The sequence below is a fragment of the Longispora urticae genome, from assembly GCF_053902585.1.
In genome coordinates this window covers 78101-103842 of sequence record NZ_JAQZSH010000029.1, presented here as the reverse complement: position 1 = coordinate 103842, position 25742 = coordinate 78101, and the positions used below count along the sequence as shown (strand labels likewise).

The 25742-nt window shown below is 72.4% G+C and carries 24 protein-coding genes and 1 pseudogene; 8 read left to right on the top strand and 17 right to left on the bottom strand.

The genetic code is table 11. The annotated features are described in order from the left end of the window. Nucleotides 1-5 precede the first annotated feature (5 nt). Nucleotides 6-224, bottom strand: coding sequence for a hypothetical protein (locus PT931_RS19760; protein WP_456247213.1), 219 nt, complete (start codon nucleotides 222-224; stop codon nucleotides 6-8). A gap of 528 nt (nucleotides 225-752) precedes the next feature. Here PT931_RS19760 and PT931_RS19755 point away from each other — a divergent pair. Beyond that, complete coding sequence (locus tag PT931_RS19755) at nucleotides 753-1535, top strand: hypothetical protein (protein ID WP_456247212.1); 783 nt, start codon at nucleotides 753-755, stop codon at nucleotides 1533-1535. A gap of 88 nt (nucleotides 1536-1623) precedes the next feature. After that, nucleotides 1624-2046, top strand: a complete 423-nt coding sequence (locus PT931_RS19750) for a toxin-antitoxin system YwqK family antitoxin (protein ID WP_456247211.1) — start codon at nucleotides 1624-1626, stop codon at nucleotides 2044-2046. On the opposite strand, the gene PT931_RS19745 is transcribed toward PT931_RS19750, so the two are convergent. Then, a complete protein-coding gene (locus PT931_RS19745; RefSeq protein ID WP_456247210.1) occupies nucleotides 2040-3017 on the bottom strand; it encodes an alpha/beta fold hydrolase in 978 nt (325 codons plus the stop codon). The two genes, PT931_RS19750 and PT931_RS19745, sit on opposite strands and share 7 nt — an antisense overlap. Nucleotides 3018-3407: 390 nt before the next feature. Here PT931_RS19745 and PT931_RS19740 point away from each other — a divergent pair, with 390 nt between their 5' ends. After that, nucleotides 3408-3815 (top strand): hypothetical protein, encoded by a 408-nt coding sequence (locus PT931_RS19740; protein ID WP_456247209.1) that lies wholly within the window; start codon nucleotides 3408-3410, stop codon nucleotides 3813-3815. A 111-nt stretch (nucleotides 3816-3926) separates the two neighbouring features. Here PT931_RS19740 and PT931_RS19735 read toward each other — a convergent pair whose 3' ends face one another. Continuing rightward, nucleotides 3927-4070 (bottom strand): GPGG-motif small membrane protein, encoded by a 144-nt coding sequence (locus PT931_RS19735; RefSeq protein ID WP_363719741.1) that lies wholly within the window; start codon nucleotides 4068-4070, stop codon nucleotides 3927-3929. A 253-nt stretch (nucleotides 4071-4323) separates the two neighbouring features. Between PT931_RS19735 and PT931_RS19730 the strand changes: the two genes are divergently transcribed. Next, nucleotides 4324-5169: a 5'-3' exonuclease gene (locus PT931_RS19730; protein ID WP_456247208.1), complete on the top strand. Its 846-nt coding sequence runs from the start codon at nucleotides 4324-4326 to the stop codon at nucleotides 5167-5169. Nucleotides 5170-5358: 189 nt separating this feature from the next. On the opposite strand, the gene PT931_RS19725 is transcribed toward PT931_RS19730, so the two are convergent. The 6 genes from PT931_RS19725 to PT931_RS19700 all read right to left on the bottom strand — a co-directional run bounded on the left by PT931_RS19725 (nucleotide 5359) and on the right by PT931_RS19700 (nucleotide 9660). Continuing rightward, nucleotides 5359-5877, bottom strand: coding sequence for a MauE/DoxX family redox-associated membrane protein (locus PT931_RS19725; protein ID WP_456247207.1), 519 nt, complete (start codon nucleotides 5875-5877; stop codon nucleotides 5359-5361). Nucleotides 5878-5886: 9 nt separating this feature from the next. Continuing rightward, entirely contained in the window at nucleotides 5887-6303 is a 417-nt protein-coding gene (lepB, locus tag PT931_RS19720; RefSeq protein ID WP_456247206.1) for a signal peptidase I, read from the bottom strand. Then, nucleotides 6300-8135, bottom strand: coding sequence for an ABC transporter ATP-binding protein (locus PT931_RS19715; protein WP_456247205.1), 1836 nt, complete (start codon nucleotides 8133-8135; stop codon nucleotides 6300-6302). Before PT931_RS19715 ends, lepB begins: the two co-directional genes overlap by 4 nt. Beyond that, complete coding sequence (locus tag PT931_RS19710; protein WP_456247204.1) at nucleotides 8132-8665, bottom strand: TlpA family protein disulfide reductase; 534 nt, start codon at nucleotides 8663-8665, stop codon at nucleotides 8132-8134. Before PT931_RS19710 ends, PT931_RS19715 begins: the two co-directional genes overlap by 4 nt. 62 nt (nucleotides 8666-8727) lie before the next feature. Continuing rightward, nucleotides 8728-8931, bottom strand: a complete 204-nt coding sequence (locus tag PT931_RS19705; protein ID WP_456247203.1) for a hypothetical protein — start codon at nucleotides 8929-8931, stop codon at nucleotides 8728-8730. Nucleotides 8932-9135: 204 nt separating this feature from the next. Beyond that, entirely contained in the window at nucleotides 9136-9660 is a 525-nt protein-coding gene (locus PT931_RS19700; protein WP_456247202.1) for a hypothetical protein, read from the bottom strand. A gap of 243 nt (nucleotides 9661-9903) precedes the next feature. Between PT931_RS19700 and PT931_RS19695 the strand changes: the two genes are divergently transcribed. Further along, nucleotides 9904-10464, top strand: coding sequence for a hypothetical protein (locus PT931_RS19695; RefSeq protein WP_456247201.1), 561 nt, complete (start codon nucleotides 9904-9906; stop codon nucleotides 10462-10464). A 47-nt stretch (nucleotides 10465-10511) separates the two neighbouring features. Here PT931_RS19695 and PT931_RS19690 read toward each other — a convergent pair whose 3' ends face one another. From PT931_RS19690 to PT931_RS19675, 4 genes are all read right to left on the bottom strand, one after another. After that, on the bottom strand, nucleotides 10512-12446 hold the full coding sequence (locus PT931_RS19690; protein WP_456247200.1) for an ABC1 kinase family protein: 1935 nt from the start codon (nucleotides 12444-12446) through the stop codon (nucleotides 10512-10514). 121 nt (nucleotides 12447-12567) lie between these two features. Continuing rightward, complete coding sequence (locus PT931_RS19685; RefSeq protein WP_456247199.1) at nucleotides 12568-12927, bottom strand: hypothetical protein; 360 nt, start codon at nucleotides 12925-12927, stop codon at nucleotides 12568-12570. 100 nt (nucleotides 12928-13027) lie between these two features. Beyond that, nucleotides 13028-13381, bottom strand: coding sequence for a hypothetical protein (locus PT931_RS19680; RefSeq protein WP_456247198.1), 354 nt, complete (start codon nucleotides 13379-13381; stop codon nucleotides 13028-13030). A gap of 211 nt (nucleotides 13382-13592) precedes the next feature. Then, nucleotides 13593-14576, bottom strand: a complete 984-nt coding sequence (locus PT931_RS19675) for an NAD-dependent epimerase/dehydratase family protein (protein ID WP_456247197.1) — start codon at nucleotides 14574-14576, stop codon at nucleotides 13593-13595. Between the two features lie 153 nt (nucleotides 14577-14729). Here PT931_RS19675 and PT931_RS19670 point away from each other — a divergent pair, with 153 nt between their 5' ends. The 3 genes and pseudogenes from PT931_RS19670 (at nucleotide 14730) to PT931_RS19660 (ending at nucleotide 19253) form a co-directional block, all read left to right on the top strand. Beyond that, entirely contained in the window at nucleotides 14730-17468 is a 2739-nt protein-coding gene (locus tag PT931_RS19670; RefSeq protein WP_456247196.1) for an FtsX-like permease family protein, read from the top strand. A gap of 31 nt (nucleotides 17469-17499) precedes the next feature. Next, a pseudogene (locus tag PT931_RS19665) lies at nucleotides 17500-18174 on the top strand (ABC transporter ATP-binding protein); the annotation flags it as partial. Between the two features lie 149 nt (nucleotides 18175-18323). Further along, on the top strand, nucleotides 18324-19253 hold the full coding sequence (locus tag PT931_RS19660) for a DMT family transporter (RefSeq protein ID WP_456247195.1): 930 nt from the start codon (nucleotides 18324-18326) through the stop codon (nucleotides 19251-19253). A 72-nt stretch (nucleotides 19254-19325) separates the two neighbouring features. Here the strand turns inward: PT931_RS19660 and PT931_RS19655 are convergent, their stop codons facing one another. The 4 genes from PT931_RS19655 to PT931_RS19640 all read right to left on the bottom strand — a co-directional run bounded on the left by PT931_RS19655 (nucleotide 19326) and on the right by PT931_RS19640 (nucleotide 25646). Next, nucleotides 19326-20180 (bottom strand): DUF4253 domain-containing protein, encoded by an 855-nt coding sequence (locus tag PT931_RS19655; protein WP_456247194.1) that lies wholly within the window; start codon nucleotides 20178-20180, stop codon nucleotides 19326-19328. A gap of 139 nt (nucleotides 20181-20319) precedes the next feature. Further along, the gene (locus PT931_RS19650; RefSeq protein WP_456247193.1) at nucleotides 20320-23013 is read right to left on the bottom strand and encodes an Hsp70 family protein; all 2694 of its coding nucleotides are present in this window, start codon (nucleotides 23011-23013) and stop codon (nucleotides 20320-20322) included. A gap of 103 nt (nucleotides 23014-23116) precedes the next feature. Further along, nucleotides 23117-23323, bottom strand: a complete 207-nt coding sequence (locus PT931_RS19645) for an RNA-binding S4 domain-containing protein (RefSeq protein WP_456247192.1) — start codon at nucleotides 23321-23323, stop codon at nucleotides 23117-23119. Nucleotides 23324-23465: 142 nt separating this feature from the next. After that, nucleotides 23466-25646 (bottom strand): MMPL family transporter, encoded by a 2181-nt coding sequence (locus PT931_RS19640; protein WP_456247191.1) that lies wholly within the window; start codon nucleotides 25644-25646, stop codon nucleotides 23466-23468. Nucleotides 25647-25742 lie beyond the last annotated feature (96 nt).

The window sequence follows — 25742 nt, the reverse complement described above, 5'->3', positions numbered from 1 at the left end:
GGGACTCACCCTTCTGTTGAGCGGTGTGTGTACTCGATGAGGCCCCGCTGCCTCAGGAGTTCCAGACTCTGGTCGACGAGGTTCTCGATGTCCGCCCGCGACACGCGGTCGGTGTTGTCCGGCATGAGCGCGTCCACGACGCCGTCCCTGGTCGTCCCGTCGCAGGACTCGAGCACCAGCCAGGTCTGCTGATCCAGCAGCACCACCCCGGGCGGGCGAGTCACGAAAGCGAAGGCTCCACTCAGATCGTGGAGCCCACCGATCCAGTGGTTGTCGTGTCGACGAATACTCACACCGCTACCTCTCCGACGGGTCCACGGACACACGGAGACGCCATTCAGCCAGGTGCGCTGTCGAACCCCCGTGTGAGCACAGTGGACAGTTGTGACCAGGTCACGCAATCCTGTCGATGGCTCAGTTCGACGAACGGTACCGAGACCCGCAAGTCACCGCAATACCCGTCGATGTGGTTTGGCCCGATCTGTATCCATCCGAAAAGATCTTGACGATGCACCAAAGGCTGTGATACCGGACTGTCGCGCCGGCGGGGAGAGGATGGTCGACGGCCACTGAGGCTTGTCCGCCGTACCAGCGTGCGTTAGCGTTGCAGCCTTCCCACACAAGCATTCCGCCCCGAAATGTCTCCCCAGATGTGGCTCAGGAGACGTCGGGCAGGGCGGGGGCCAGGCGGCGGGGGCGCACGCCACATGCGTCGAATGAGGGCCACACGACCACAGGAGTGACGAGCGCAGATGCAGACGAGACTCTCGCGGGCGGAAGCCGAACAGCGACACCGCGACCTGGGTACAGCGCCGCGCGACCTGATGGTCGACTTCTACAGCACCGCCCGGGTGAGCGCCGACCTGCTCTCGGACGGTGGTGGGCCGTTCGGCTTCGATATCCAGGTCGCGCTCCAGATCGCCCACCTCGTCGACAGCTACGCGATCGACCGTTTCGTGGAGACCGGCTGCTGCCGCGGCGACACGACGGAGTTCGCCGCCCGCGCATGGCCCGACCTGGAGGTCGTCACCTGCGACATCGACGCGGAGCACGCGGAGTTCACCCGGTGGCGCTGCCGCGACCTGCCCAACGTCTCCGTCCACACCGGTGATTCCGCGGACCTGATCGACGTGATGCTGAACGGGGCGGACTGTCCGCTGGTCTACCTCGACGCGCACTGCCGCCCCGCGTGGCCCTTGGGCCGGGAGCTCACCGCGGTCCGGCGGGGGGTCGTCGCGATCGATGACTTCGACATCGGCCACCCGCGGTTCGGGTTCGACACCTACAACGGCCTGGTCTGTGGGCCCGACGCGGTCCGCCGGTTCCTCCCGGGCGTCGCCGAGGTATTTCTCGGCGACCCGTTCGCCGGCTACCCGCTACCCTGCTTGCAGGTCGGTCGGCGTACCGGAACCTGCTACATCCCACTCGGCGTCGGCGATGCGCCGCTGCGCGCCAGCGACTACTTCCGGGCACTCGATCTCACCCATGGCGAGCCGATCACGTGGCCTGACCAGACCGGAGGAAAGGAGCTGTGAGCAGCGGGGTCGCGGCTCCGGGGAAGCATGGTGGCGTACGTCCTGGACGAACGACGGCGGGCTGGGCCGCAGGAGATCGGAGACCGTGGTGACGGACATCCGGCGCGTCCACGAGGACGACCTCGACGGCGGTGAAGGGGACACACTGGAGTACCAGGGCGGACTCTTCACCGGAGTCATGTACTGCACCTACCCGGACGGCGTCCTGAGTGACGAGCTGACGTACCACCAGGGGCTTCCGAAGGGCCTGTGCCGCTCGTGGCACCCCAACGGCGTGCTGAGCGCGGAGTGGACCGCCCGATACGGGCACGGCACGAGTAGTCACACCACGTGGCGGCCTGACGGTTCACGCGAGGCGACCAGGCTGCACGAGTTCGGGGTCGAGCTCTCCTACCGGGAGTGGGGCGCGGACGGCACCCTGGTGTGCGAGCGAGCCCTGGAGCCGGGGACGCCCCAGCACGACCTGCTGCTCAAGCTGCGTGCGCGCTACGGGCCCATCACCGACTACTGACCCGTCGCGGCCTCCCCGGCATCTGCGTGGTCAGGACTTCCCGGCGGCGCCGCCGAGCCGGGCGGTCGCGTGGCGGGTTGGTCGGCACCACGACGGGCACCCGGCGGACGTCGGTGCGCGAAGAACCGGAGGAGTGCGGACGCCAGCTCGCGCGGTGCTTCCTCGGCCATGTGGTGCCCGGAGGCGATGGGGCGGCCTGAGACGTCGTCGGCCCAGTTCCGCCAGATGGGCAGCGGGTCTCCGTAGAGGTCCTCGGTGTCGTCCCGCGACGACCACAACATCGTGACGGGGCAACCGATCCGGGTACCCGCGGCACGGTCGGCCTCCTCGTGTGCGAGGTCGACGGTGAGGCCCGCCCGGTAGTCCTCCAGCATGGCCCGCACGACGGCCGGGTCACGGGTCGCCCGGCGGAACTCCCGGTGGTTCTCCTCGCCCATCGCTTCGGGGGTTCCGGCGTACCACCGGTCGGGGTCGGCGTTGATGACCCGTTCGGGGGTGTCGGGCTGGGCGAGGAAGAACCAGTGCCACCAGCGGGTCGCGAACATCACGTTGATCCGCGCCAACCGTTCGCTGATCGGCAGCGCGTCGAGGAACGCCACCCGGGTCACGGCCGCGGGATGGTCCAGGACGAGCCTGAACGCGACGGCCCCGCCCCGGTCGTGGCCGGCGAGCGCGAAGGTCCCATGTCCCAGCGCCGCCATCACGGCGGCCATGTCGGCGGCGACCGCCCGCTTGGAGTACCCGGCGTGGTCGGCTGTCGGGGCCGGGCCGCGGGAGCGGCCGTAGCCGCGCAGGTCGGGACAGACCACGGAGAACCCCCCAGCGACCAGCAGCGGGGCGACCCGGTGCCACGTCGCCGACGTGCGGGGGTGACCGTGCAGGAGCAGCACGGGCGGACCCGTGCCACCGTGCCGGACGAAGATCGAGGACTCCCCCAACTCGATCCGGTCCTCGACGAACCCCTCGAACATCCCCAGCCCCTCTCCGCGCGGGCCACGGGGCCGGCCGGCGTCCTCTGGGCTCCTGGGTACCCGACCAGGCCGGGAACGACACCACCGAACAGCTGCCCGCTCTGGCCCCGGCCCCCAGCCCCAGGCCTGCGGGCAGCCCCAGGTCCGCGGGCGCTCCCGCTCCCGCGCGCCCCAGGCCCGCGGGCGCTCCCGTTCCCGCGCACCCGGGTCGCCCGGAGCCGCGTGTTTAGCCAAACGGCATCCGCGGTACGCAGGGGGCGACGCTGAGTGAGGAGTGCCTGATGACGGAACATGTCCGCGACCCGGGTGACGCAGCCGTTGTCGGGGCCGCGACCAGCACCCGCGAGCCCGGCGGCGCGTCGCTGCCCACGCCCGCGTCCGGCTGACCCGGTGCACCGCGACCCGCCGTCCTCGTGGCGGTTCCTGTACGCGGCACGATGGCGGCCCGTCCTGGGCCTGGTGGGACTCGGACCACGACGCGGCGCGGTGACCCTCGACGGGCACACCTTCCGGGCCCGGCTGGGCTGGTGCGCGCTGCGGACCCCGCTGGCGAACATCGCCTCCGTCCAGCGCACCGGCCCCTACCGCCCGTGGCGGGTGTTCGGCATCCGCGGTTCGCTGACCGACCGCGGCCTGACCATGGGCACGAACGCCGAAGCCGGGATCTGCGTCGCCTTCCACTCCCCCGTCCACGCCCGCTGGGTGCCCTGGCGACCGACCAGCGTCACGGTCACCGTCGCGGACCCCGACAGCCTTCTGCGGTCCCTGGCCAGCGCGGACGGGAAACGGTCGCGCTGATCCGCGTACCCGTCCTGGTGGCGCATTTCGGCGGAGCCGCGGGCCGCACCGAAACGACAGGAGGGAGACCCGGTTCGGGTCTCCCTCCTGAGGTCGGCGTCGTCGGACCGGTCAGGTGAAGATGCTGACACCGCCGGGACCCACGAGCAGGCCGACCACGATCAGAACCACGCCCCACAGCAGCTGGCGCCGGAACAGCGCGACGATGCCGGAGACCACGAGCACTACAGCCAACAGCCACAGGATGAATGTCATGGCTGTCCTCTTCCCGGATCCCGGCGGCGGTAAACATGGCTAACAGTGGCGGGGCGGCCGGGCGCGGGCGCGTTTCCGGAACCTCGTGGATCACTCCGGCGCACGGTCGCGAGCTGTCCAGGAGCGCGCCCGGTCCGCCCCGCGGCCCCGGTCGAGGATCTACGGCCCGTCCGTTGTAGCTTCCTGGCATGCCTTTCGTCGCCGAACCCGGTCGCGACACCCGCCACCGGCCGGGCGCGGGCACGCCGGCCCCGTGACCGCCGCCACCGTCCCGGCGCCGCTCCTGCTCGTCGACGGCATGAGCATGCTGTACGCGACCCTCGGCTACGGCGACACCCGCACGCCGCGGGGCGGGCCGATGATCGGCACCTACGGGTTCTTCGACATGCTGCGCGCCTCGATCCACGGCGACCTGCCGACCGCGCCGGAGCTGGTCGTGGTCTTCGACGGCCCGGACTCCCGCGCCGCCCGTCAGGCCCTCTACCCGCGGTACAAGGCCCACCGCACGCCCCGCCCGGGCGACGACGTCCTGCTGGCGGCGCTGCCGGTGATCCGCCGGGTGCTGGAGGCCACCGGGATCGCCGTGTACGCCGTGGCCGGGGCGGAGGGCGACGACCAGATCGCCTCGATCGTGGCCGGGGAGAAGCCCGACCGGCGGATCGCGGTCTGGTCGCGTGACCGTGACCTGTACGCGCTCATCACCGACCGGGTCCTGGTCCTCGACGCCAAACGGCCCCGGGGCGAACGGTTCGTCACGGCCCGCGTCGTGCGGGACGAGTACGGCGTCACCCCGGCCCAGTGGACCGACTACCGGGCCCTGGTGGGCGACTCCTCCGACGGCATCCCCGGCGTGGTCGGCATCGGCAAGGACACAGCCGCGCGGATCCTGGCCGGCGGCTACCTGCTGGAGGACCTGCCGAACTCCGGCCGGTGCGTCGGCCGGGCCCGCAAGGTCTTCGAACAGTGGACCGAGGTCAAACTGTGCCGCGACGTCATCCGCCTGCGCCGCGACCTCGACGTCGGACACGTCAGCACCGGCCTCCCGAGCCCCGAACTGCCCGACGTCCACCAGTTGCCCACCGTGCTGGGGCAGCGGTAACGCCCCTGGCCGCGCCCCCGCACCCGGGCCGGGTCAGCCGCCCTCCTGGGGCGGGTCGACCGCCGCGCCGTCCCCGTTCTTCGGCAGGTCGCCGCGCTCGACCGGTCCCCTGACCTCGGGTACGACCCTCCTGGGGAGATTCGTGCGGTCAAGTCTGCCCGACGGGTGGGCCGGCCCACCTGGCCGTACTCAGCCGGCGAACAGATCCACCAGGTCCTCGTAGCGCACGACGAACAGCGCCCCGACCAGCCCCGCGCCGGCCGCGACCAGCACCCCGCCGAGGGGCGTCGGACCGTCGCCGAGCGCGGCCGCGCCGAGGCCGACCCCCGCGACCACCACCAGGAGCAGGTTGCGGACCACGTGCCGGGTCCCCAGGGGCGTGTCCGCCGCGCCGAAGCACCGGCACACGGCGCCGGTCCGCGCCCGCACCGCCCGCCACACGGCCAGGGTCAGCACGGCGAACAGCGTCACCGCGAGCGTCTGGCCGACCACGACGGTCGCCGGCACCGCCAGCAGCACCGGGACGGCGGCCTCCACGGTGACCGTCGCGGCCGCCGCCCCGCGGACCCATCCGCCGCGGACCAGGCCGAACGCCGGAATGGTCGCCGCGAACCGCCGGAACTCCGCCCGGCTGCGGACCTTGCCCGCCACGGACACCAGCAGCACGAGCCCGACGAACACCCGGGCCGCCACGGCCACGTACTCCATCGTCTCCCCCTATCGGACCGGTCGGACCACGACGCCGACGAGCGCGTCGGCCGCGACGTAGCCCAGGCTCCGGGAGTCGTGGCTGCGCCCGGGGTTGTCGCCGAGCACGATCAGCCGGCCGGGCGGCACGACCCGTTCGCCGACCGGGATGTCCGGCGGCACCGGATCTCCCGGCACGGCGACGGCGCGTTTGACCAGCAGTCCACCGGTCGGGTCCGCCGGATCGGCCGAGGCCGCCGTGGCGAACACGACGACGTCGCCCCGGCGGACCCGGCCCAGTCCGGTGCGCCGGACGAGGAGGCGGTCGCCCTGGTCGTAGGTGGGACGCATGCTCGGGCCGTACACGGTGACGACGAGGAGCCGGCCGCGCAGCACCCAGGCGACGACGACGACCGCCAGGAGGGCCGACACGAGGGCGGGGATCACGGCACCGCGTCCTGGTAGCCGGCGGCCTGGGTCCGGAACAGCCGCGCGTAGCCCGCGTCGGCGGCGACCAGTTCGTCGTGGCTGCCGTGCTCGACCACCCTGCCCCCGGCGAGGACGACGATCGCGTCCGCGTCGCGGACCGTGCCGAGCCGGTGGGAGATCAGCACACTCGTGCCGTGCGCGCGGTACTCGCGCAGCCGGCGGTGCACCTCGTGTTCGGCCTGCGCGTCGAGCCCGGAGCTCGGCTCGTCGAGGATCATCAGGTCGCGCTGGTCGCGCAGGAACGCCCGGGCGAGGGCGAGCCGCTGCCACTGGCCGCCGGACAGCAGTACCCCCGTGTCGGGGTTCTCCCGGTCGGCCTCGTCGACGAACATCCGGGAGAGCCACGTGTCGTAGCCGTGCGGCAGGGCGTCGATCGTCGGGTGCATTCCCGCGCGGTCGGCCGCCGCCACGATGCGGGGCCGGTCGGCCATGGCGGTGACGTCCCCGACGCCGATGTTCTCGGCGACGCTCAGGTCGTACTCCATATAGTCCTGGAAGACCGCGCCGATGTGTTCGCGCAGGTCGGCCACCGGCAGTTCCCGCAGGTCGACGCCGTCCCAGAGGACAGCGCCCCGGGTCGGGTCGTAGAACCGGCACAACAGCTTCACCAGGGTACTCTTGCCCGCCCCGTTGAGCCCGACGAGCGCCGTCGCCCGACCGCGCGGGATGTGCAGGTCCACGCCGCGCAGCACCCACGGCTGGTCCTCACCGTAGCGGAACCACACGTCGCGCAGCTCGATCCCGGTCCGCAACCGGGGCACCGGACGGGACCCGGCGGCTACGACCAGGTCGGGGCCCGTGGCCTCGACCTCGCGGTAGTGCTGGAACAGCAGCAGCGCGTGGTGGGCCGTGCCGATCCGGTGCTCGATGCCCCGCGACGCGATCTGCACTCCGGCGACGGCGGCGAGGAACACCGAGACGTCCCCGATCGACTGGCGACCGGCGGCGGCCAGCAGCACGGCCCAGACCAGCCCGCCGCCCGCGACGACCGCCGTGAGGCCCGCGAGCAGCCCCTCGGTACGGGCCACACGCCGGTCCTGCCCGGCGACGGCCGCGTTCGCCGCGGACATCTCCACGAGCATCCGGCGGCGGAACAGGTCGCCCAGCCCGAGGAGCCGGATCTCCTGGGCGGCGGCCAGGCTGCCGAGCAGCTCCGCGTAGAAGTACTCCCGGCGCTCGTGGGGCGAGATGCTCCACAACACGTCGGCCCGTGACCGGCTGAGCCGGAGCTGGGCCCACAGGGCGGGGGCGGCCGAGGCGACGACGACCGCGGCCATCCACGGGTTCACCACCAGGAGCGTGCCGAGGAAGCCGACCAGGGTCAGCGCCGACTGCGTGACACCGAGACCGTCGTCGACGAGGCGGCTCGGGCCCGACCTGCCGGCCTGCTGGGCCATCCGGAGCCGGTCGCGGAAGGCCGGGTCCTCCAACCGGCCGATGCCGGACAACCGGTTCATCGCCCGGTACAGCCGGTCCATGGACAGTACGCCCACGACCCGGTCCAGCCGGGCCCGCAGGTACTGCCCGGCCACCGGCAGCAACCCGCCGAGCAGGCCGACCCCGGCGAGCCCGACCGCCACCGGGAGCAGCGACCGCCAGCCCCCCGCCGCCCCGCCGTCGAGCCGGTCGAGCAGGACCTTGGTGCACCAGGCGGCGGCGACCGGGAGCAGACCCGCGACGGCGGTCACGGCCGCGTACCCGAGCACGACGCCGCGCCCGGACTCCCAGGTGAGCCGGGCCGCGGCGGCGAGATCACCGAGGACGCGCCCGCCCCCGACGGCCACCGTCATCCGGCCGGGACCGGAACCGGGAGCGCGTCGATCTGGTACCCGCTCGCCACCACCACGCCGTCCTCCACCAGGCACAGCGCCGGGTAACCGCTGACCCCGAAGGCCTTGTTCACGGGCCCGTCGTCGGTCTCCACGACCACGTCGGCCACCTGGCGCAGGCTGGCGACGAGGTCCGTCACCTCGGCGTCTGGGCCGACCGCCACGGCCAGCACCCGACCGTCGAAACTCCGGGTGTACTCCACGAACTGCGGCAACCGCTCCTTGCACGGCTCGCACGTCGGCGAGAAGAAGCCGACCAGCGTCGGCCCGCTCAGCGCGGTGTCCGAGACCGTCGTGCCGGTGGTGGTCGTCGCCGTGAACGCGCCGATCGCGCCGCCGGCCGCCAGCATGATGTCGCCGTGCCCACCGCCCGCCAGCTCCTCGAGGGTCCGGGTGTGTTCCCGTAGCCGGCGGATCACGCCGAAGGTGAGGAACAGGTTGAGCGCGGCCAGGACGCCGACGAGGATGACGGCCGCTGCCAGAAACGCCATGTCAGTACTCCTTTGCTCCGGGAGCGGCGGCCGCCACCGGGTGCCGGCCGCCGCGGGGATCACTAGCAGTGGCGCGTGGTCCGGTAACAGGACCCGCAGAACGTGATGCACGCCCCGTTCGTGGAGCAGTGCTTCTCGTACTGGTAGTTGCCGCTGCAGTAGCAGTACTTGTAGAACGGGTCCGGCGGACAGCCCGCACCGACGTTGGCCTTCGGTACGAACGCGCCCAGCAGGCGGTCGCTGAGCGTTCCCAGCATCGCGCGCATGCTTCGCTCCTTCCCTCGGGTGCCGTGGACGACACCGACCGTGGAAAAGCTAGGCCTGACCACGATGATCGTCAATGGCACACCAGGTGGGTTGTTAGCGAGTTGTGAGCGTTCCGAGCGATCCTCACCGTGGACGATTCCGCCGGCCCGGCCCGGCTGGTCCTCCGCTTCACAGGAGGACCGTCACGCCGGCTCCCCCGCAGGTCAGAGGTCGATCAGGCGGGGCATTCGCGGATCCCCGGACGCGACCGCGTCGAAGGTCGCCACTCCACAGAGGAGTCCGAAGGCCGACGCCAGCACGGCCGCCATCCACACCGCGAAGGGCGCGGCGACGCCGCCGAGTGAGATGAGGAGCGCCGTGCCACACGCCGTGCTCAGCGCCAGGACCGGCGCGCTCGCCACGACCGCGAGGACCGGGCGCACCGGGAACCGTCCGGAGCGCGCTCTGTCGTCGCGACGGGTGGTCACGACGGAGGTTCCCAGATAGAGGAAGACCAGCCCCAGCAGGAGCGCCCACAAGGTGACGGCTGTCGAGTAGCACACGCCGAAGATGGCCAGTACGGCCCTGTCGTCCTCGGGCCAGGTGTTCGTGAACCCGGCGACGATCCGGGCCTGCCCGACGCACCAGGAGGCGGTGAGGAACGCCCCCGACAACAGAGCCGCACCGACCGCGTAGACGGCGAGGGCGTTCAGGAGGAGACGGCAGGCACGAACTGCGGCACGGGACATCGGTGGTGTCCCCCCAGGCTGGCGGCCGGTGTCGGGGTCCGGCCATTCAGCTGCGAGCCTGTCACCGATCGGCCCCGGGCGCATGTCGGGTATTCGCCGGACAGGTATCCACGCCTTCGTCCGGAACCACGGTGTCGGGCCCCGTGATCGTCCACCGCGACCACTTTTCCCGCTGCCCGAACACCCCTTCCCCCGCACCCTCCGCTGCCGCTAGATTGCCGGACGTCAGCGGAAGGGGACGTGATGAGCTTCGACGCCGAGCCCGGATGGTTCAGGAGGACCCGATGGGTGCTGGCGGCGGTGTTCGTCCTGGCGCTGGCAGGGCTGGCGTTCTCCGCCGCGCGGCGGGAGTACCTGCTGATCGTGCCGCTGCTGGTGGTGCTGCTCGGGTCCGGGGCGGCGGTCAGCGCACTCGGGCCGGTGCTGGGGACGCGGCAGCGGCTGACCGTGGACGACGGCGGGCTGATGGTCGAGGCGGGCCTGTTGAGTACCCGGCTGTCGTGGAAGCAGATCGCGCAGGTCCGGATCATCGACCGACCGCTGCCGCCCGGGGTGCGCTCGACCCCGGTGGTCCGCGCCCGGCTGGCGCGCCGCCGGGCCGGGACGAACGGGTGGGTCGTCGCCTGGCTGGCACCGGACGTGGCGCCACCGGAGCCCCGGATGCACCTGCCGTCGTGGCACGCCCGGCTGGGCGCGGTCCGGATCTGCGACCTGGCCACGCTGGACACCAGCGACGAGCAGGTCGCCGAGGCGCTGAGGAAGTACGGCGGCGAGCTGTACGACCCCGGGCGGGGGCCGCGCTGAGCGGCAGCGGCAGCCTGGCGTCCCGGTCGGTGCGGCGCGGATCCGGGTCACCGCAGTGACCGGTCGGCCCGGAACACCACCACGAGCACCCGCAGCACCAGGATCGCCGCGACGACCAGCAGGTGGTAACCCAGCAGCGCGTGCAGCGTCACGGTCTCCGTCACGGCCGGCCCGCCCTTCGTGCCGAGCAGCAGCACGCCCATGATCCCCGACGTCGCGCCCAGTACCGTGAGGATCGCCTGGTGCAGCAGGCCGGTCACGTGCCGTCGGTCGCGCTCGTCGGCGAACAGCCGCACGTTCACCCCCAGCCGGCCCTGCTCGAGCGCGCCGGTGATCCGGTCCAGCCTGCGGGGCAGCCGGCGCAGCGTCGGCAGCAGCGCCGCGACCTCCTCGAGCGCGGTCTTGCGGACCGTCTCGGGGGTGAGCCGCTCGGTGAGGTAGGTGGTCGCGAAGCTCCGCGCCGCGCCGACCAGGTCGAAGCCCGGCGCGAGCTCGGCCAGCCCGCCCTCCAGGGTGCCGAGCGCCCGGAATACCGCGGCGACCTCCGGGGGTACCGCCAGGCCGTAGTCGGCGATGATCCGGAACAGGTCGGTGAACACCCGGGCGTCCACGCTCGCCCCCGGCCCGAGATGGCGGGCCATGAACTGGCCCAGCGACCGCTCCAGCCGGACCGTGTCGATCGCCTCGGGCCGGGCGACCAGGTCGAGCAGCGCGTCGGTCATCGCCGCCGGGTCGCCGCTGTCGATCGCGAGCATCAGCTGCTGGAGCGCGCCCCGGGCCGCCGAGTCGAGCCGGCCGACCGAGCCGTAGTCGAGGAGCCCCAGCCGGTCGTCGGTGAGCAGCAGGACGTTGCCTGGGTGCGGGTCGGCGTGGAACACCCCGCCGATCATGACCTGGCGGAGCACGCAGCGCAGCAGGGTCCGGGCCAGCTCGTCGCGGTCCAGGCCGCGCGCCGCCAGCAGCGGACCCGCGGCGGTCAGCGGGGTGCCGTGCAGCCGCTCCATCACCAGCACCCTGGCCGTGCACAGCCCGTCGTGCGGCACCGGCGAACGCACCTCCGGGTCGGCGTTGGCCGCGACGGCCGCCATGTTGCGGGCCTCGATCCGGAAGTCGAGCTCCTCGCGCACCGCGGCGGCGAATCCGTCGGCGAGGTGCACCGCGCCCGTACCCCGGGCCCAGGAGGTGTGTTTCTCCAGACCCACCGCGAGCCGGCGGACGATGTCGAGATCCCGCTCGACCACGGCCTGGATGCCGGGCCGCTGCACCTTCACCACGACCTCGGCGCCCGACAGCAGCCGCGCGGTGTGCACCTGCGCGACCGACGCCGCCGCCAACGGTTCCTGGTCGAACTCGGCGAACACCTCCTCGAGCGGCACGCCGAACTCCTCCCGCAGCCGCCCGGCGATCACCTCCCAGGGCACCGGCTCGGCCCGGTCGCGGAGGGTCGCCAGCTCGTCGACGACCTCTGCGGGCAGCATGTCCCGCCGGGTGGACAGGACCTGGCCGAGCTTGACGAACGTGACCCCGCCCTCGCTGAGCGCCGCCCGCAGCGACCGGGCGACCCGCGCGTCGGGGTCGCGGCGGCCCCGGAGGTAGGGGCCGAGGCCGTGCCGGACGATGATCGCGGTGATCCGGGAGTACCGCCTGGTCCGGGACAGTCGGGCCCGCAGCCCGCGCAGCCAGAGGATCGGCGTCACCGTCCCGGTCGGCACCAGCGCCTCGGCGATCACCAGGGCGACGAGCGCCACGAGTATCGAACACAGCGCGGCGAGCAGCAGGAACCACACCGCGGTGGCCGGCCCGCCGTCCACGGGTGCCGTCGACACCATGGCGGTGGCCATCGGCGAGGCCACCATCAGTGCGAACAGCCCGGCGAGGAGCAGCCGGACCCGGCCGAACCGGACCCCCAGCAGCCGCCGGGCGACCAGTGCGATCAGGGTCACGATCACGGCGGTTCCGGCGGCCACGAAGAAGAATTCCATTGTGTACTTCCAGGTGCGCGGGGGCGGGATCAGCCGAGCACGGCTCGGGGACACAGCCAGGCTCGGCTAGTGCGTGACGATCATGATCTCACCTGATCCGGCCCACCACCCGGCGGATCCGTCAGACGTCGGCCGTACCGGAGCAGAAGTAGAGGCGCGACACCGAGCTCGTCCCCTGGCTGTTGGTGAAGTCGACGCGGATGACGCCGCGCCTGTCCAGTTGGCACGGGATGGTGACGTACGTGGCGTCGTCGAGCCAGGGCAGTGCGTATCCGTCGTGGCTCCAGCGGATTGTCGGAGCGTCCGGTGAGGAGTGGTAGACGAAGCAGCTCTGGTTCTGGTTCCCTCCGTTGCCGCACTGCACGCCGAAGGCCGGCCCGCTGAGGGCGTGGGCGCCGGCCGGGGCCGCGACCGCCCCGGCGAGCGCGAGAGGGGCCGCGAGCACGACGGCGGTTCGGAGGAGGGTGCGGTGCAGGTTCATGAGGGGCTGTCCCTTCGTCGGGGCGTGCGGTACCCGGCCGGGGAGCGCCGGGCCGGGCGAATTCAATACTGGACCAACGTTTGATATTTCTCAACACTAATCATGGCCGGCGTGCGGGGCGGGAACGCAGTCTCGCCGTCACAAGGGAGACCACCGTGCTGGACACCGCCAGCCCGACCAGGAGCATCAGCGCGCCGACCACGAACAGACCGGTGTCGTCGGTGGCGGCCGCCTGGACCGTCCACGTCGCGGTGAAGGCGAGCGTGAGCGCGGCGGAGGCGGGCAGCGGACGCACTCCCACCAGCACGGCGCCCACCAGCAGAACCAGCAGCGAAGCCGCGCAACCGACCACCTGCCACGCCTCGTAGGGCCCGGTCGTCTCGTTCGTGGCGGGGTCCACCTGGTACCCGGTGTCCCACCCGAGCCATCCGAACCACACGAGCACGGACAGCACTGCGACGAGAACAACGCCTACTACCTGAAGCCCCGGACGGGTACGAAGTGAGGTCACGACGGCCAACCTACGCGGGCACCCTCCGTGCGTCCTGAGTACTCCTACTCATCTTCCCCGGACTCGACCGCCGCGGTGCCGCCTCCGATCGGCGGACCGGCCACCGCTGACTCCGTCGACAACTGGACCGGGTGCCGGAACGCCCGGTCGGTCCTCAACGCGCGTGCCACCGGGCCAGCAGCTCGGCCTCCCGCCCGGCGGACAGCGACCTCGCCGACGGGGCCCCGCTGGCGAGCGCTGCACGCGCGGCCTCCGCGACGGGCCGCAGCCGCAACCCGGCCCGCAGCGAGGCCGCCGGATCCGCCGTGTTGATCAGCTCCTCGGTACGGTCGCCCCGCGCCCACATCGGCAGGGACGCGACGGTCTCCCCCTCGGCGAGCAGGAACCCGTCATCGACCCAGGTGACGGTGCTCTCCGCGGCGCCGATGCCGACGCGCACCTCGTCGAGAAATTCAGCATAGGTGTACGTCGCGGACGCGCCGACCAGGTGCAGCGTCCCGGACCGGCCCTCGGCCAGCGCGGTGAACGTGAAGTCCGCGATGTCGCGCGCGTCGATGACCTGCAACGGGGTACCCGGAGCGGAGGGAGCGAGGATCTCGCCACCGCGCGCGATCCGGTGCGCCCAGTAGTCGACGTGGCCGAAGTGGTCCCACGGCCCGAACACGTACGACGGCCGCAGCACGAGGACGTCGTCCCCGAACCGGTCGGCCGCGACCTGCTCGCACAGGACCTTCAGCCCGCCGTAGTTGGCGTAGGTCACCTCCGTCGGCGTGGGGCCGTCGAGCACCTGGAGCCGGCTGTCCTCGGTGAATCCCGGGCCCTCGGGGTCGTAGACGGACACCGTGGAGATCAGGACGTACCTGCCGCCGCGGGTACCGAGCGCGTCGGCGAGCCTGGTCACCTGGCCCGGGAGGTACGCGCAGACGTCGATCGTCGCGTCCCACTCGCCCCGGGCCAGCGTCGCCGCGAGCGCGTCGGGGTCGTCGCGGTCGGCGAGCAGGTGCCGGGCGGCGCCGTCGAACAGGTCGGCGCCGGTGCGGCCCCGGTGCAGGAGGGTGACCTCGTGTCCGGCGGCCAGGGCTGTCGCCGCGAGGTGGCGGCCGACGAACCGGGTCCCGCCGATGATGAGGATGCGCATCGGCCGATCGTATGCCCCGGCCACGGGTCCGGCGGGGCAACGCGGTACCCGGAACATCCGTAGGATCCGGGTTGAATCTCGTTCCACCGCACGAGAAGACGAGCGAGATCCTGGAGACACGGCATGGTGCGGCTCGCGGTCAGGCAGATCCGGATGCGACCCTGGCGGGCGGTGGCGCTGTTCGCCGCGATCGTGTTCGCGACCACCGGGTTCACGGTGCTGACGGGAACCACCACGACCGCGAGGGCGCGGACGACCGGCACCGTCGACCGCAACTACCGCGCCGCCTACGACATTCTCGTCCGCCCCACGGGTGCCCGCACGGAGCTGGAGCGGCAGCGGGGGCTGGTGCGGCCCAACTACCTGTCGGGGCTCTACGGCGGCCTGACCCTGGACCAGTACGAGCAGGTCAGGTCGACGCTCGGGGTGCAGGTGGCGGCCCCGGTGGCGATGGTGGGGTACGTGCTGGCGTGGTCGCAGGGCGAGGTCGACGTGACCGACGCCGTGGACCGGTCCCTGACCCGCCAGGTTCTGCGGGCCCGGCCGACGTGGCGGGCCGACCGTGGGCTGAGCACGCGGACCGACGACAGCCCCGTCCACGTGTACGTCACCCGCAACGAGCTGGCCTGGCCCACGGATCAGCCCGGCCGCTACACCGACGGCCGCGACCACAGCGCGGCGGTCCTGGCCACCTGCGGCGCGGACCTGTCCAGGCACGCAGTCGAGATCGGGGCCGACGGCTCGGCGACCTCGGTATGCCGCGAGGTTGGGGGCTCCGGAGCCCGTCCGGCGCTGGTCGTGGCGCACCTGCGGGCCGACGGGGACTTCGACCTCGGCGGGAACCAGTTCGGCGGGCCGACGACGAGGCGCCTGACGGTGTGGAAGCCCTGGCCGATGGCACTGATGCTCGCGGCGATCGACCCGGTGGAGGAGGACAAACTCGTCGGACTGGGCGGCGCGCTGGTGTCGGGCCGGAACCTGGACGCCGCCGACGGCACGGTCCGACCGCTGCCGGGCCATCCGAACATCCCCACCGTGGGTGTGCTGGCCACGTCACGGCCCTACCTGGACGAGCAGCTGACCATGGATGTCGAGCGGCTCGGCTCCGACGCGGCGTCCATGCTCGGCGGCACCCCGGCCGGGGCCCTGGACGCGCGCCTGTCGGCGACGGCGGGCCGGTCGCTGTTCCGGCACAGCGAGAACGCCGAGGACGCCTACGGGCGGCAGGTGCGCGGCGGGTTGCACGCGAACACCTATGTCATCGTGCGCGGTGGGCCGCCGGTGTACGAGACCGCGCCGGACGGGAGCCTGCGGCCCACGTCCCGACCCGCCGACGCGGGGATCTGGGCGCCGGTGGTCCACAGGCACGGATCGGTGCCCCGGTTCGCCGCCGATGACGCCACCCGCCCCGTGTCCGCCCAGCAGCGCCATCAGACCGGGGCCACGGATCAGCCCGCCGCCCTCGCCGTCGGCACGTTCGATCCGCAACGCCTCGTCGGGTTCTCCGAGCTCGCGACGGTGCCCCTGGAGACCTACCACCCGCCGCGCGCGACCGGAGCGGACCAGCGCAGCCGTGACCTGCTCGGAGACCAACCGCTGAGACCCAACAGCAACCCAGCCGGGTACCTGGCCACGCCGCCCCTGATGCTCGCCACTCTCGGCGCGTTGCCGGCCCTGCTGGAACCCGGCAGTCCGATCGCCGCCGCCCCGATCTCCGCCGTCCGGGTCCGGGTCGACGGGGTCACCGGCGTCGACGCGCTGTCCCAGGAGCGCATCCGCCTGGTGGCGGAGGACATCGCCCGCCGCGCCGGCGCGGACGTCGACATCACCATCGGCTCGTCCCCGGCCCCCCAGACGGTGACCCTGCCCGGGGGCCGGTTCGGCCGGCCGGACCTCAGCCTCGTCGAGGGCTGGTCCCACAAGGGGGTGGCGATGAGCATCATCAGGGCGGTGGACCAGCGGAGCGTCGCCCTGTACGCGCTGGTGCTGGCCGTCTGCGCCCTCTTCCTGGTCAACGCGGTCTCGGCCGCCGTCCGCGAACGCCGCCGGGAACTGGCCATCCTGTCGTGCCTGGGCTGGCCCCGGCGCCGGCTGGCCGGCCTCATCCTCGTCGAGGTCCTCCTCCTCGGCGGCGCCGGCGGGGTGCTGAGCATGCTCGCCGCCGTTCCCGTGGCGCGACTGACCGGCGTGGACATCGACTACCGCCACGCCCTGCTGGCGGTCCCCGTCGCCGTCGTGCTGGCACTGGTCGCGGCGGTGGTGCCGGCGGTGCGGGCCTCGCGCGCGCATCCCGCGGCGGCCGTGCACCCCGCGGCCAGCGCCCGGGGCGGCCGGGCCAGGGTGCGCGGCCTGTTCGGGCTCTCGGTGAACAACCTGGCGCGGACCCCCGGGCGGACGTCCCTGGCTGCCGGCGGGCTGACCGTGGCGACGTTCGGGTTCACCATGATCACGGCGATCAACGGGGCCTTCCAGGGCCGGGTGGTCGGCAGCCTGCTGGGTGAGGTGGTGTCCGTGCAGGTCCGGGCCGTGGACCTGATCGCGATGTCCGTCACCGCCGTGCTCGCCGTCGCCTCGGTCACCGATGTGCTCTACCTGGGCGTCCGGGAGAGGGCGGGCCAGTTCGCGGTGCTCCGGGCGTGCGGCTGGTCCGAGGCGCAGGTCGGCAGGCTGGTGCTCGGCGAGGGGCTCCTCCTCGGCGTACTCGGCACGGTGCCCGGCGCGGCGCTCGCCCTGGCGCTGCTGGCGGCCCTGGGCACCGGGGTGACCGGGGAGATCTGGGGCGCGGCGCTCGGCACCGTCGGGCTGGGCGTGCTCCTGACCGCCGTGGTCGCGGCGATGGCCCCGCTGGTACTGCGTCGGCTGCCACTGGCCCAGCTCATCGCCGAGGAATGACAGTACCCGTCAAGGAATGGAATCCGACAGCATGACAGTCTCCACCGGAGCTGAGATCGACGTCGACGCGGTGGTCAAACGGTTCCGCACCGGCGGGACGGACCTCGCGGCCGTGGCCGGGGTGAGCCTGCGACTGCCGTCTGCCAGCGTCACGGCGTTGACCGGTCCGTCCGGGTCCGGCAAGTCGACGCTCCTGCACCTCATCGGCGGCATCGAACGGGCCGACTCCGGCCGGATCCTGGTCGACGGGGACGACATCACCGCCATGAACCGCAGGAGCCTCACGGCCTACCGGCGGCGGATCGGGTTCGTCTTCCAGCGCTTCCATCTGCTCCCGGCCCTCACCGCCCTCGACAACGTCCTCGCACCGGTGCTGCCCTTCCGGGTCGACTTCGACCGCGCCGCCCGCGCCCGCGAACTCCTGGACAGGGTGGGACTGACCGGCCGGCACGACGCGCTCCCCGCCCAGTTGTCCGGCGGCCAGCAGCAGCGGGTGGCCATCGCGCGGGCGCTGATCGGGCGGCCCACCCTCCTGCTGGCCGACGAGCCCACCGGCGCCCTCGACTCCGACACCGGCTCGTCGATCATGGATCTCCTCTGGGAACTGCGCGCCGAACACGGCATGACCCTCGTGATCGCCACCCACGAGGACGCCGTGGCCCGACGGTGCGACCACCTGGCCCGGCTGCGCGACGGCGCACTCCTCGGCCGTAGGTGCCCGGCGCGCCCCCTCTCCTCCCACGGGCCCGCCCTGGTTCCCACTCCCCCGCCCCCCGAGCACGGCGGTCGGACGGAGCCGGGCGCGAACGGCGACCACCCCGGGGTAGCGTGGGCCCACCGAACGGGGAGGAACACATGGCGGACACGGCGGCGGAGCCCAGGACCACGGCGGACTGGCGCACCGGGGCGGCGGTGGTGGTGACGGTGCTGGCGTGGGCGTCGGCGTTCATCTCGATCCGCAGCGCCGGGCACTACTTCACCCCGGGCGCGCTGGCCCTGGGCCGCATGCTGGTGGCCACGGTGGCGGTCATGGCGTTGCTGCTGGTCCGGCGCGAGGGCTGGCCGGCCCGGGGCGCGTGGCCGGGCATCGTCATCGGCGGCCTGCTGTGGTTCGGCGTGTACATGGTCGCGCTCAACTGGGCCGAGCAGAAGGTCGACGCCGGTACCGCCGCGATGGTGGTCAACATCGGCCCGATCATCATCGCCCTGATGAGCGGGCTCCTGCTCCGGGAGGGTTTCCCCCGCCCGCTGATGCTCGGCATGGCGGTGTCCTTCGCGGGCGCGGTCGTCGTCGGGTACTCGCAGTCGCAGGGCGGCAACGCCCCCGTCCTCGGCGTCCTGTTGTGCGTCGTCGCCGCCGTCACCTACGCGTGCGGGGTGGTGGTGCAGAAACCCGCCCTGCGGCACGCGTCGGCGTTGCAGGTCACCGCGTTCAGTTGCCTGGTGGCCACGGTCGCCTGCCTGCCCTTCTCCGGACAGCTGCTCGACGGGCTGGGCAGCGCGCCCGCGTCGGCCACCGCGAACATGGTCTACCTCGGGCTGGTCCCCACGGCGCTGGCCTTCACCACCTGGGCGTACGCGTTGGCGCGCACGACGGCGGGGAAGATGGGCGCCACGACGTATGTCGTACCCGCGATCGTGGTTGCCATGTCGTGGCTGTTCCTGTCGGAGGTCCCGGGCTGGTGGACGGTCGCGGGCGGCCTGTTGTGCCTGGCCGGGGTCGCCGTGGCGCGGCGCGGGTCCACGCGGCGGGCGGCGGCTGTCCCTGACACCGGGACGGAATGACCCTGCGCTCGACCGCCCAGCGACAGGGCGCGCCGCAGCAGGCCGGTCCCGGCGCGCGGTCCGGCCCGGAAGTCAGGGGCGGTTGTGCACGAACCACGCGTCGCCCACGGACAGGGCCGCGGCGACCTCCCACCGGCTCAGGTCGAGGTTCGGACCGAGCCCCTTGAGCTGGCAGGCCGCGCTCCACGCCTCGTCACCCGGGGCCGGGGCGCGACCCACCTGGAACTGCAACATGGTGCCCCACGCCGCGACCAGGCGGGCGTCCCACCGGTGCCTCCACTGCGCCAGCACCTCGGCGAGCATGACCTGGTGGTCCGAGGTGAGCGCACCGAAGAAGTCCACCCAGTACCCCGAACTGCGGACGTCCCTGGTGGGCAGCAACATGAGCAGAACGCTCTCAGGGGTGTACCAGTTGTCGGTCCGCGTCTCGAACCGCACGCTGTCCAGCACCTGGTCGTAGAGTTCCGCGTCGACGAGCAGCCGATCGTAGAGCTGACGCTCGAACGCATGGCTTGAACTCGGCAGCACCAGGTCCGACGCCAGGGCCGCGAGGTCGACGCCGGCCAGGCCATGCGCGTAGTCCTCGACGTTGTCCTCGTTGACCTCCTCCTCCGCCTCGTAGTCGTAGTAGGTCGACCAGGGTTCGGAGGACTCCGCCGCCTTGGCGAACTCCCTCAGTTGCGACTCCGACGGGCCCGGCTCGGACTCGGGCAGCATCGCCAGCGTGCCGGTGAAGTCGTCGGTGATCAGGATGGGCAGTCGTCCGGTGACCGGCACCAGGGCGTCGGCGGCCTGCCAGGCCTCGTGCAGGCGGCGAGGATCGATGCCGGCGACGAGGATGGTGCCCGACGGGCCGTGCCCGATCGGCAGGCCGGCCAGGGGCGTGCCGACGAAGGCCGCTTGGATGTGTTCCAGATCGTTTCGCACCGGGCCAGTGTCCCCGATCGCCGCCGCGCCGTGGGGGCGACCTTGAGGCCCCGGCCCGGGCGGCAGACCTGGCCGGCACCGGGCCGGCACCCTCGGCTGGCCCCGGACCCTGTGGGCTCAACGAGTATGCCCCGAAAGGTCAGGGCGAGATCCGCAGGACCCGGACGTGCCGCGCGCCGTCGACCACCGCCACCGTGTCGCCGAAGATCGAGGCGCTGACCAGCTGTTCCGTGCCGATCTCCACCGGCTTCGTCACCCTGTTCCTGCCGAGGTCCCCGACGGATACCGCCCACCTGCTGTTCCCGTAGGACTGGATCACGAGGCGCTGGGCACTCGCGGCCCGGACCGCCGCGTCGCGCAGGACCCAGCCTTGACTGTCGCCCTTCGCGGGGTCGAGCACCACGCCGTTGTCGATGTAGCCGTAGGTCCGCGCACCGCACACCAGTGTGCCGCCGAGCACCAGGCAGCCCATCGCCGACATGCCGATCCGGCCGCCCTCCCGCGCCCAGCCCTGTGCCCCGTCGGCGGTGCCGAAGGCGGTGATCGTGCTCCCTGACCGGCCGGCGTTCTGGACCCCGACGCAGACCGCGGTCGGTCCGCACGGGCTGACCGGACCGAACGTCGTTCCCGACGGGAACTGGTGTTCCCAGACCTTGGACAGGTTCGCCATCTGGTACGCGACGATCGTGTCCGTGTTCTTCCGCACCCCGACGACCATCCCGTTGAACACGGTCCAGTGTTCGGGGTCCAACGGCAGCGGCTGGACGACCTTGTCCTTGCCCGCCGCGTCGATCACGTGGCCCGTCCCCTTGGCCCCGTCCAGCAGCACGGTGTCGGCCTGCGCCCCGAGTGACTCCACGAACTCCGTGTAGCCGGCGGTGACGCCCTCGGCCCCGGCACCCCAGGTCCGGTCCACGTACGCGAACCGGGCGTTCGTACTCGGCTGACCCCCGCCGGGCAGCGGGCGCGACCACCGGTCCGTGCCCGTCCCGAGGTCCACCCGACTCACCGCCGGCCCCGGGCCCCCGGTGCTCTCGACGAGCACGTCGGTCCCGATGTACGCCAGGTCGCGCCGGCCCGGCCACGGCTTGCTGTCCCACAGCACCGTGCCGTCGGGCGCGTTCAGCCCGGCCCTGGTCCCGCTGCCGCCGACCAGCACGATTCCGCCCACCACCTTGATGGTGGTGTCGGCGTCGGCCACCTTCACGGTCTGCTTCCACAGTTCCGCGCCGCCCTTCGTGGGCAGGGCGACGACATCGGTGCCACCGGGCTTCACCGAGGCGTAGTAGGCCGTGTCCCCGGAGACCGTGACCGCAGCTCCACCCGCGTTGACCAGTGCGATGTTCTGGGTCTCGGTCAGCTTGCCCGACACCGCCTGGCCGCCGGGACCGTACGTGCCCGCGTCAGCCTTCCCTGGACCCGCGAGCAGGTTCCTCACCGGAACGAAACCGGCCGCGATCACGATCACCAGGCCGATCGGAAGGAGAAGGCGGAACGGGCTCTTCCACAAGCTCCCGCGGCGCGTCGGCGGGCCGGGCGTGACCGGTTCGGGCGTCGCGCCGTGACCAGGCGGCGGGAGGGGCTGGCCTCCGGACCGGGGCGCGGAGACCTGTCCCGCTGGCGGCGCGGGGACGAGGCCGGTGGCCGGCCTGTCCGGGAGTCCCGTCGGCGCGGAGCCGGTCGCGGGATTCTCCGCGAGTCCGCCAACGATGGGCGCACCCGGTACGGCCCTGAGGCCGCCTTGGAGCGGGTTGGCCGCCATTTGGGCGTCGGTGGTGTCCGCGCAGAGTAGGCCGCCGTGTGCGACGGGGAGTTCCGGCTGTTCGGGGACCATCGGGGCGACGCCGAAGCGGGCGTGCAGGCGGCTGGCGACCAGCGGGATGCGGCTGGAGCCGCCGACGAGGAAGATCCCGGCCAGGGCGCCGGGGCCGACGCCGGCGCGTTGCAATACCCGTCGGGTCTCGTCCACGGCCCGGTCGATCAGCGGCCCGGCGACCCGGTTGAGTTCCTCGCGGGTCAGGTGCAGGGCCTCCTCGCGGCCGGGGACCTGCACCGGCGCGGACGAGGCGCGTGACAGCATCTCCTTGGCGGAGCGGACCTCCGACCAGAACGCCCGGCGGTCGCGCTGCTCGGCGGTGGTGTCCGGGGCCGCCAGCCGCCGCCACGCGTCCGGGTCGTGCAGGGCCAGGAGCTGGCCCACGTGCCCGACGAGCGCGGCGTCCACGTCCAGGCCGCCGAGGTCGTCCAGACCGCCGGTGGCCAGCACGGACAGGCCCACCTGGTCGCGGCGGACCACGGTCACGTCCAGGGTGCCGCCGCCGAAGTCGAAGACCGCGAGGACCTGGCCGACGGAGACCTGCTGGCCCGAGACGTCCAGGCAGTACGTGGCGGCGGCGACCGGCTCCTCCACCAGGCGCACATCATGCAAACCCGCACGCCGCGCCGCCTCGCGCAGCACGTCCCGGCGCGGCTTGCCCCAGTCCGCCGGACACGTCAGGATCAGGCCCCCGGCAGGGTCGACCCCGGCATGGCGGGCCTCCACCGACACCCGACGCAGGATCGCGGCCAACAGATCCGGGACAGCCACCTCGGTCTGGCCGAGCAGCGCGAAACCCTCGTCCACACCCCGCTTGGGATGCGGCTCGAACCGGTCCGGCGCCGTCCGCGCGAGGCGTTCGGCGTCCTTGCCGGTGAGTAACTCACCAGCCGGGTCGATGAACACCCCCGACGGCAACATCGGCGAACCATCGAACAGGAGAGCCCGCACCGGTTGGCCGTCGCGGCGCACGACGGCGACCGTGTGCGACGTGCCGAGGTCGACTGCCAGCCGCACTTTCCACTCCCCTACGAGACCCGAAAGAGGGATCGTAACCACCCGGGGAAGCGGTATTGCGACAACGTATCGAAGGACACTGTTCGGGCTGGTCAGCCCTTGATCACGCCACCCGCCACCGGTGGCTACCCAGCGCGACGACGTCACCACGGTACAGCTGGCGGCCGCGGCGGGTCTCCACCTCGTCGTTCACGTCCACGTCCCCGGAGGCGATCAGGGACTTGATCTCGCCGCCGCTGTCCAGCACGCCGGCGAGCTTCAGAAACTGGCCGAGCCGCACCATGTCATCCCGGATCTCCACGTCAATCATGAGGTCATCATCCCGTAACCGGGGAGACGACGAGGCGGCGGTGACCCCCCCTCGGGATCACCGCCGCTCTACCCCCGTCCGGATCGACCGGCCCGGGCCGATCCGGGTCGGGCCGGCACCTCGGCGCCGGCCCGACCGCGTGCTAGCCGACCGGGGACAGCTCCCGCTCCGGGGCCGGCGCGGCCGGGGCCGCCTTCGGCCGGAGGAACTTCGGCGCCCACCAGTTGGCCCTGCCGAGCAGCGTCATCAGGCTGGGCAGCACCACGGCCCGGATGATCGTCGCGTCGATCAGGATGGCCGCGGCCAGCCCGACCCCGAGCTGCTTCATGTCGACGGTGCTGAGCGTCGCGAAGATCGCGAACACCGCGACCATGACCGCCGCCGCGCTGGTCACCACGCCCGCCGAGCCGGTGATGCCCTCCGCCACCGCCTGCCGGTTGGGCACGCCGCGCAGGACGGCCTCGCGGATCCGGCTCACCACGAACACGTGGTAGTCCATCGACAGGCCGAACAGGATCACGAACAGGAACAGCGGGAGCCAGGACACCACCGCGTGGTTGGAGCGGAAGTCCAGCAGCTTCTCCGCCCAGTCGTGCTGGAAGACGAGGACCAGCAGTCCGTACGCGGCGCCGACCGAGAGCATGTTCAGCACGATGGCGGTCAGGGCGACCACGACCGAACGGAACACCACGGTCATCATCACGAACGTCAGCAGCAGCACGAACCCGATGACGATCGGCAGCTTCTCCTTGACGTGCGCCGCGTAGTCCACGTCACCGGCGACCGAGCCGCCGACCGCGTACTCCACCGTGGACAGCGTGCCCAGGGTCGCCGGCACGATCTCCGTGCGCAGCTTCACCAGCGACCTGTGCGCCTCCTCGCTGCCGCTGGAGTACGGCGTGGCGATGGACAGGACGGTGATCTTCCCGTCCTTCGACACCATCGGCTCCTCCAGGCCGTCCTGGGCGAACAGCGGGTCGCCCTTCGTCTTCGCCACCAGGGCGTCGATGGCCTTCTGCACGGCCGGGCCGTCGCCCCGGATGGCCACCTCGTGGCTCGTGCCGGTGCTCGGGAACGCGGCGGTCAGCCGGTCGTAGGCCTGCATCACCGTCGTGTTGCGCGGCAGGTCGGACTCGCCGGGGAGCTTCAGCTTCATGTCCAGCGCCGGGGCGGCGAGGGCGAGCAGGGCGACCGCGGCGAGGACGAACGTGACCAGGGGGTGCTTGAGCGCGGGGCGCAGTACCAGCGGCCAGAACTTCGGTTGTCCACCCTTGCGGGCGGTGAGCCGCCAGAGCAGCGGGACGCGGGGCCGGTCGACCCAGCGGCCGAGCTTGCCGAGCACCGCCGGCAGCACCGTCAGCGAACCGGTGACCGCGATCGCCACCACCAGGATCGAACCGACCGCGAAGGAGGAGAAGACGCCGTCCTGGGCCAGGAACAGCCCCGCCATGGACACGATCACCGCGATGCCGGACACCACGACCGCGTGGCCGGACGTCTTGGCCGCCAGTTCGATCGCGTCGATGTGGCTGGCGCCCTTGGCGCGCTCCTCGCGTTCCCTGCGCAGGTAGAACAGGGAGTAGTCGACACCCACCGCCATGCCGATCAGGAGGATCACGCTGCCGACCGCGTCCACGGCCGGTACCAGGTGCGACGCCGCGGCCGAGAGGCCGATCGCCGCCGCCACCGAGGTCAGGGCCAGGATCAGGGGGATACCGGCCGCGATCAGCGCGCCGAACGCCAGGAGCAGGATGAGCAGCGTCACGGGGATGCTGAACAGCTCCGCCTTCTGGAAGTCCTTGCCCAGGGTCTCGTCGAGGGCCTTGCCGATCGACGCGCCGCCGACCTCCTCGACCCGCAGGCCCGGGAACTCCTTCTGGGTCGCGGCCGTCGCGTCCAGCAGCGGCTGGATCCGGTCGCTGGCACCCTGACGCTCACCCTTGAGCGTCACGCGCACGATCACCGCTCTGCCGTTGGGCGCGGTGACCGGGTCACCCACCTCCGCCACGTCCTTCGTCAGGGCGCGCATCCGGGTCGTCGCGGCTGCCGCGGCCTTGTCCGCGAGGCCCTTGTCGAGGTCACCCGACAGCGGGGTGATCAGGACGTTCTCGACGGAGGGGTTGTCGAAGTGTCCATCCTTGATGATCTTCTCGGCCCGGCTGGTCTCGCCGATGTTCTGGTCCGAGTCGCTCATCTCCTTGGTGCCGGCGAACTGGCCGACCGTGAAGCACAGGGCGACGAATACCACCCAGAGTCCGATGACGCGCCACGGGTGGGTGGCGCTGAACCGCGCTACCCGTACCGTCCATGGGCTCTTCGACATCGCGACGTTCCTTCCAGAGTGAGTCCGGGTTTCCACGGGCATAAGCCTGATCGACGGACCACTCTGGAACCATCCGGAGGCCCCCCGATCCCAGTG

Excerpts from the sequence above, each read along its gene's own strand:
- PT931_RS19755 (WP_456247212.1), top strand. The coding sequence starts at position 753 with ATGCAGACGAGACTCTCGCGGGCGGAAGCCGAACAGCGACACCGCGAC.
- PT931_RS19670 (WP_456247196.1), top strand. The coding sequence starts at position 14,730 with ATGCGACCCTGGCGGGCGGTGGCGCTGTTCGCCGCGATCGTGTTCGCG.
- PT931_RS19705 (WP_456247203.1), bottom strand. The coding sequence starts at position 8,931 with ATGCGCGCGATGCTGGGAACGCTCAGCGACCGCCTGCTGGGCGCGTTC.
- PT931_RS19715 (WP_456247205.1), bottom strand. The coding sequence starts at position 8,135 with ATGACGGTGGCCGTCGGGGGCGGGCGCGTCCTCGGTGATCTCGCCGCC.
- PT931_RS19745 (WP_456247210.1), bottom strand. The coding sequence starts at position 3,017 with ATGTTCGAGGGGTTCGTCGAGGACCGGATCGAGTTGGGGGAGTCCTCG.
- PT931_RS19640 (WP_456247191.1), bottom strand. The coding sequence starts at position 25,646 with ATGTCGAAGAGCCCATGGACGGTACGGGTAGCGCGGTTCAGCGCCACC.
- PT931_RS19725 (WP_456247207.1), bottom strand. The coding sequence starts at position 5,877 with ATGGAGTACGTGGCCGTGGCGGCCCGGGTGTTCGTCGGGCTCGTGCTG.
- PT931_RS19685 (WP_456247199.1), bottom strand. The coding sequence starts at position 12,927 with ATGAACCTGCACCGCACCCTCCTCCGAACCGCCGTCGTGCTCGCGGCC.
- PT931_RS19700 (WP_456247202.1), bottom strand. The coding sequence starts at position 9,660 with ATGTCCCGTGCCGCAGTTCGTGCCTGCCGTCTCCTCCTGAACGCCCTC.
- PT931_RS19695 (WP_456247201.1), top strand. The coding sequence starts at position 9,904 with ATGAGCTTCGACGCCGAGCCCGGATGGTTCAGGAGGACCCGATGGGTG.
- PT931_RS19675 (WP_456247197.1), bottom strand. The coding sequence starts at position 14,576 with ATGCGCATCCTCATCATCGGCGGGACCCGGTTCGTCGGCCGCCACCTC.
- PT931_RS19735 (WP_363719741.1), bottom strand. The coding sequence starts at position 4,070 with ATGACATTCATCCTGTGGCTGTTGGCTGTAGTGCTCGTGGTCTCCGGC.
- PT931_RS19645 (WP_456247192.1), bottom strand. The coding sequence starts at position 23,323 with ATGATTGACGTGGAGATCCGGGATGACATGGTGCGGCTCGGCCAGTTT.
- PT931_RS19690 (WP_456247200.1), bottom strand. The coding sequence starts at position 12,446 with ATGGAATTCTTCTTCGTGGCCGCCGGAACCGCCGTGATCGTGACCCTG.
- PT931_RS19660 (WP_456247195.1), top strand. The coding sequence starts at position 18,324 with ATGGCGGACACGGCGGCGGAGCCCAGGACCACGGCGGACTGGCGCACC.
- PT931_RS19710 (WP_456247204.1), bottom strand. The coding sequence starts at position 8,665 with ATGGCGTTTCTGGCAGCGGCCGTCATCCTCGTCGGCGTCCTGGCCGCG.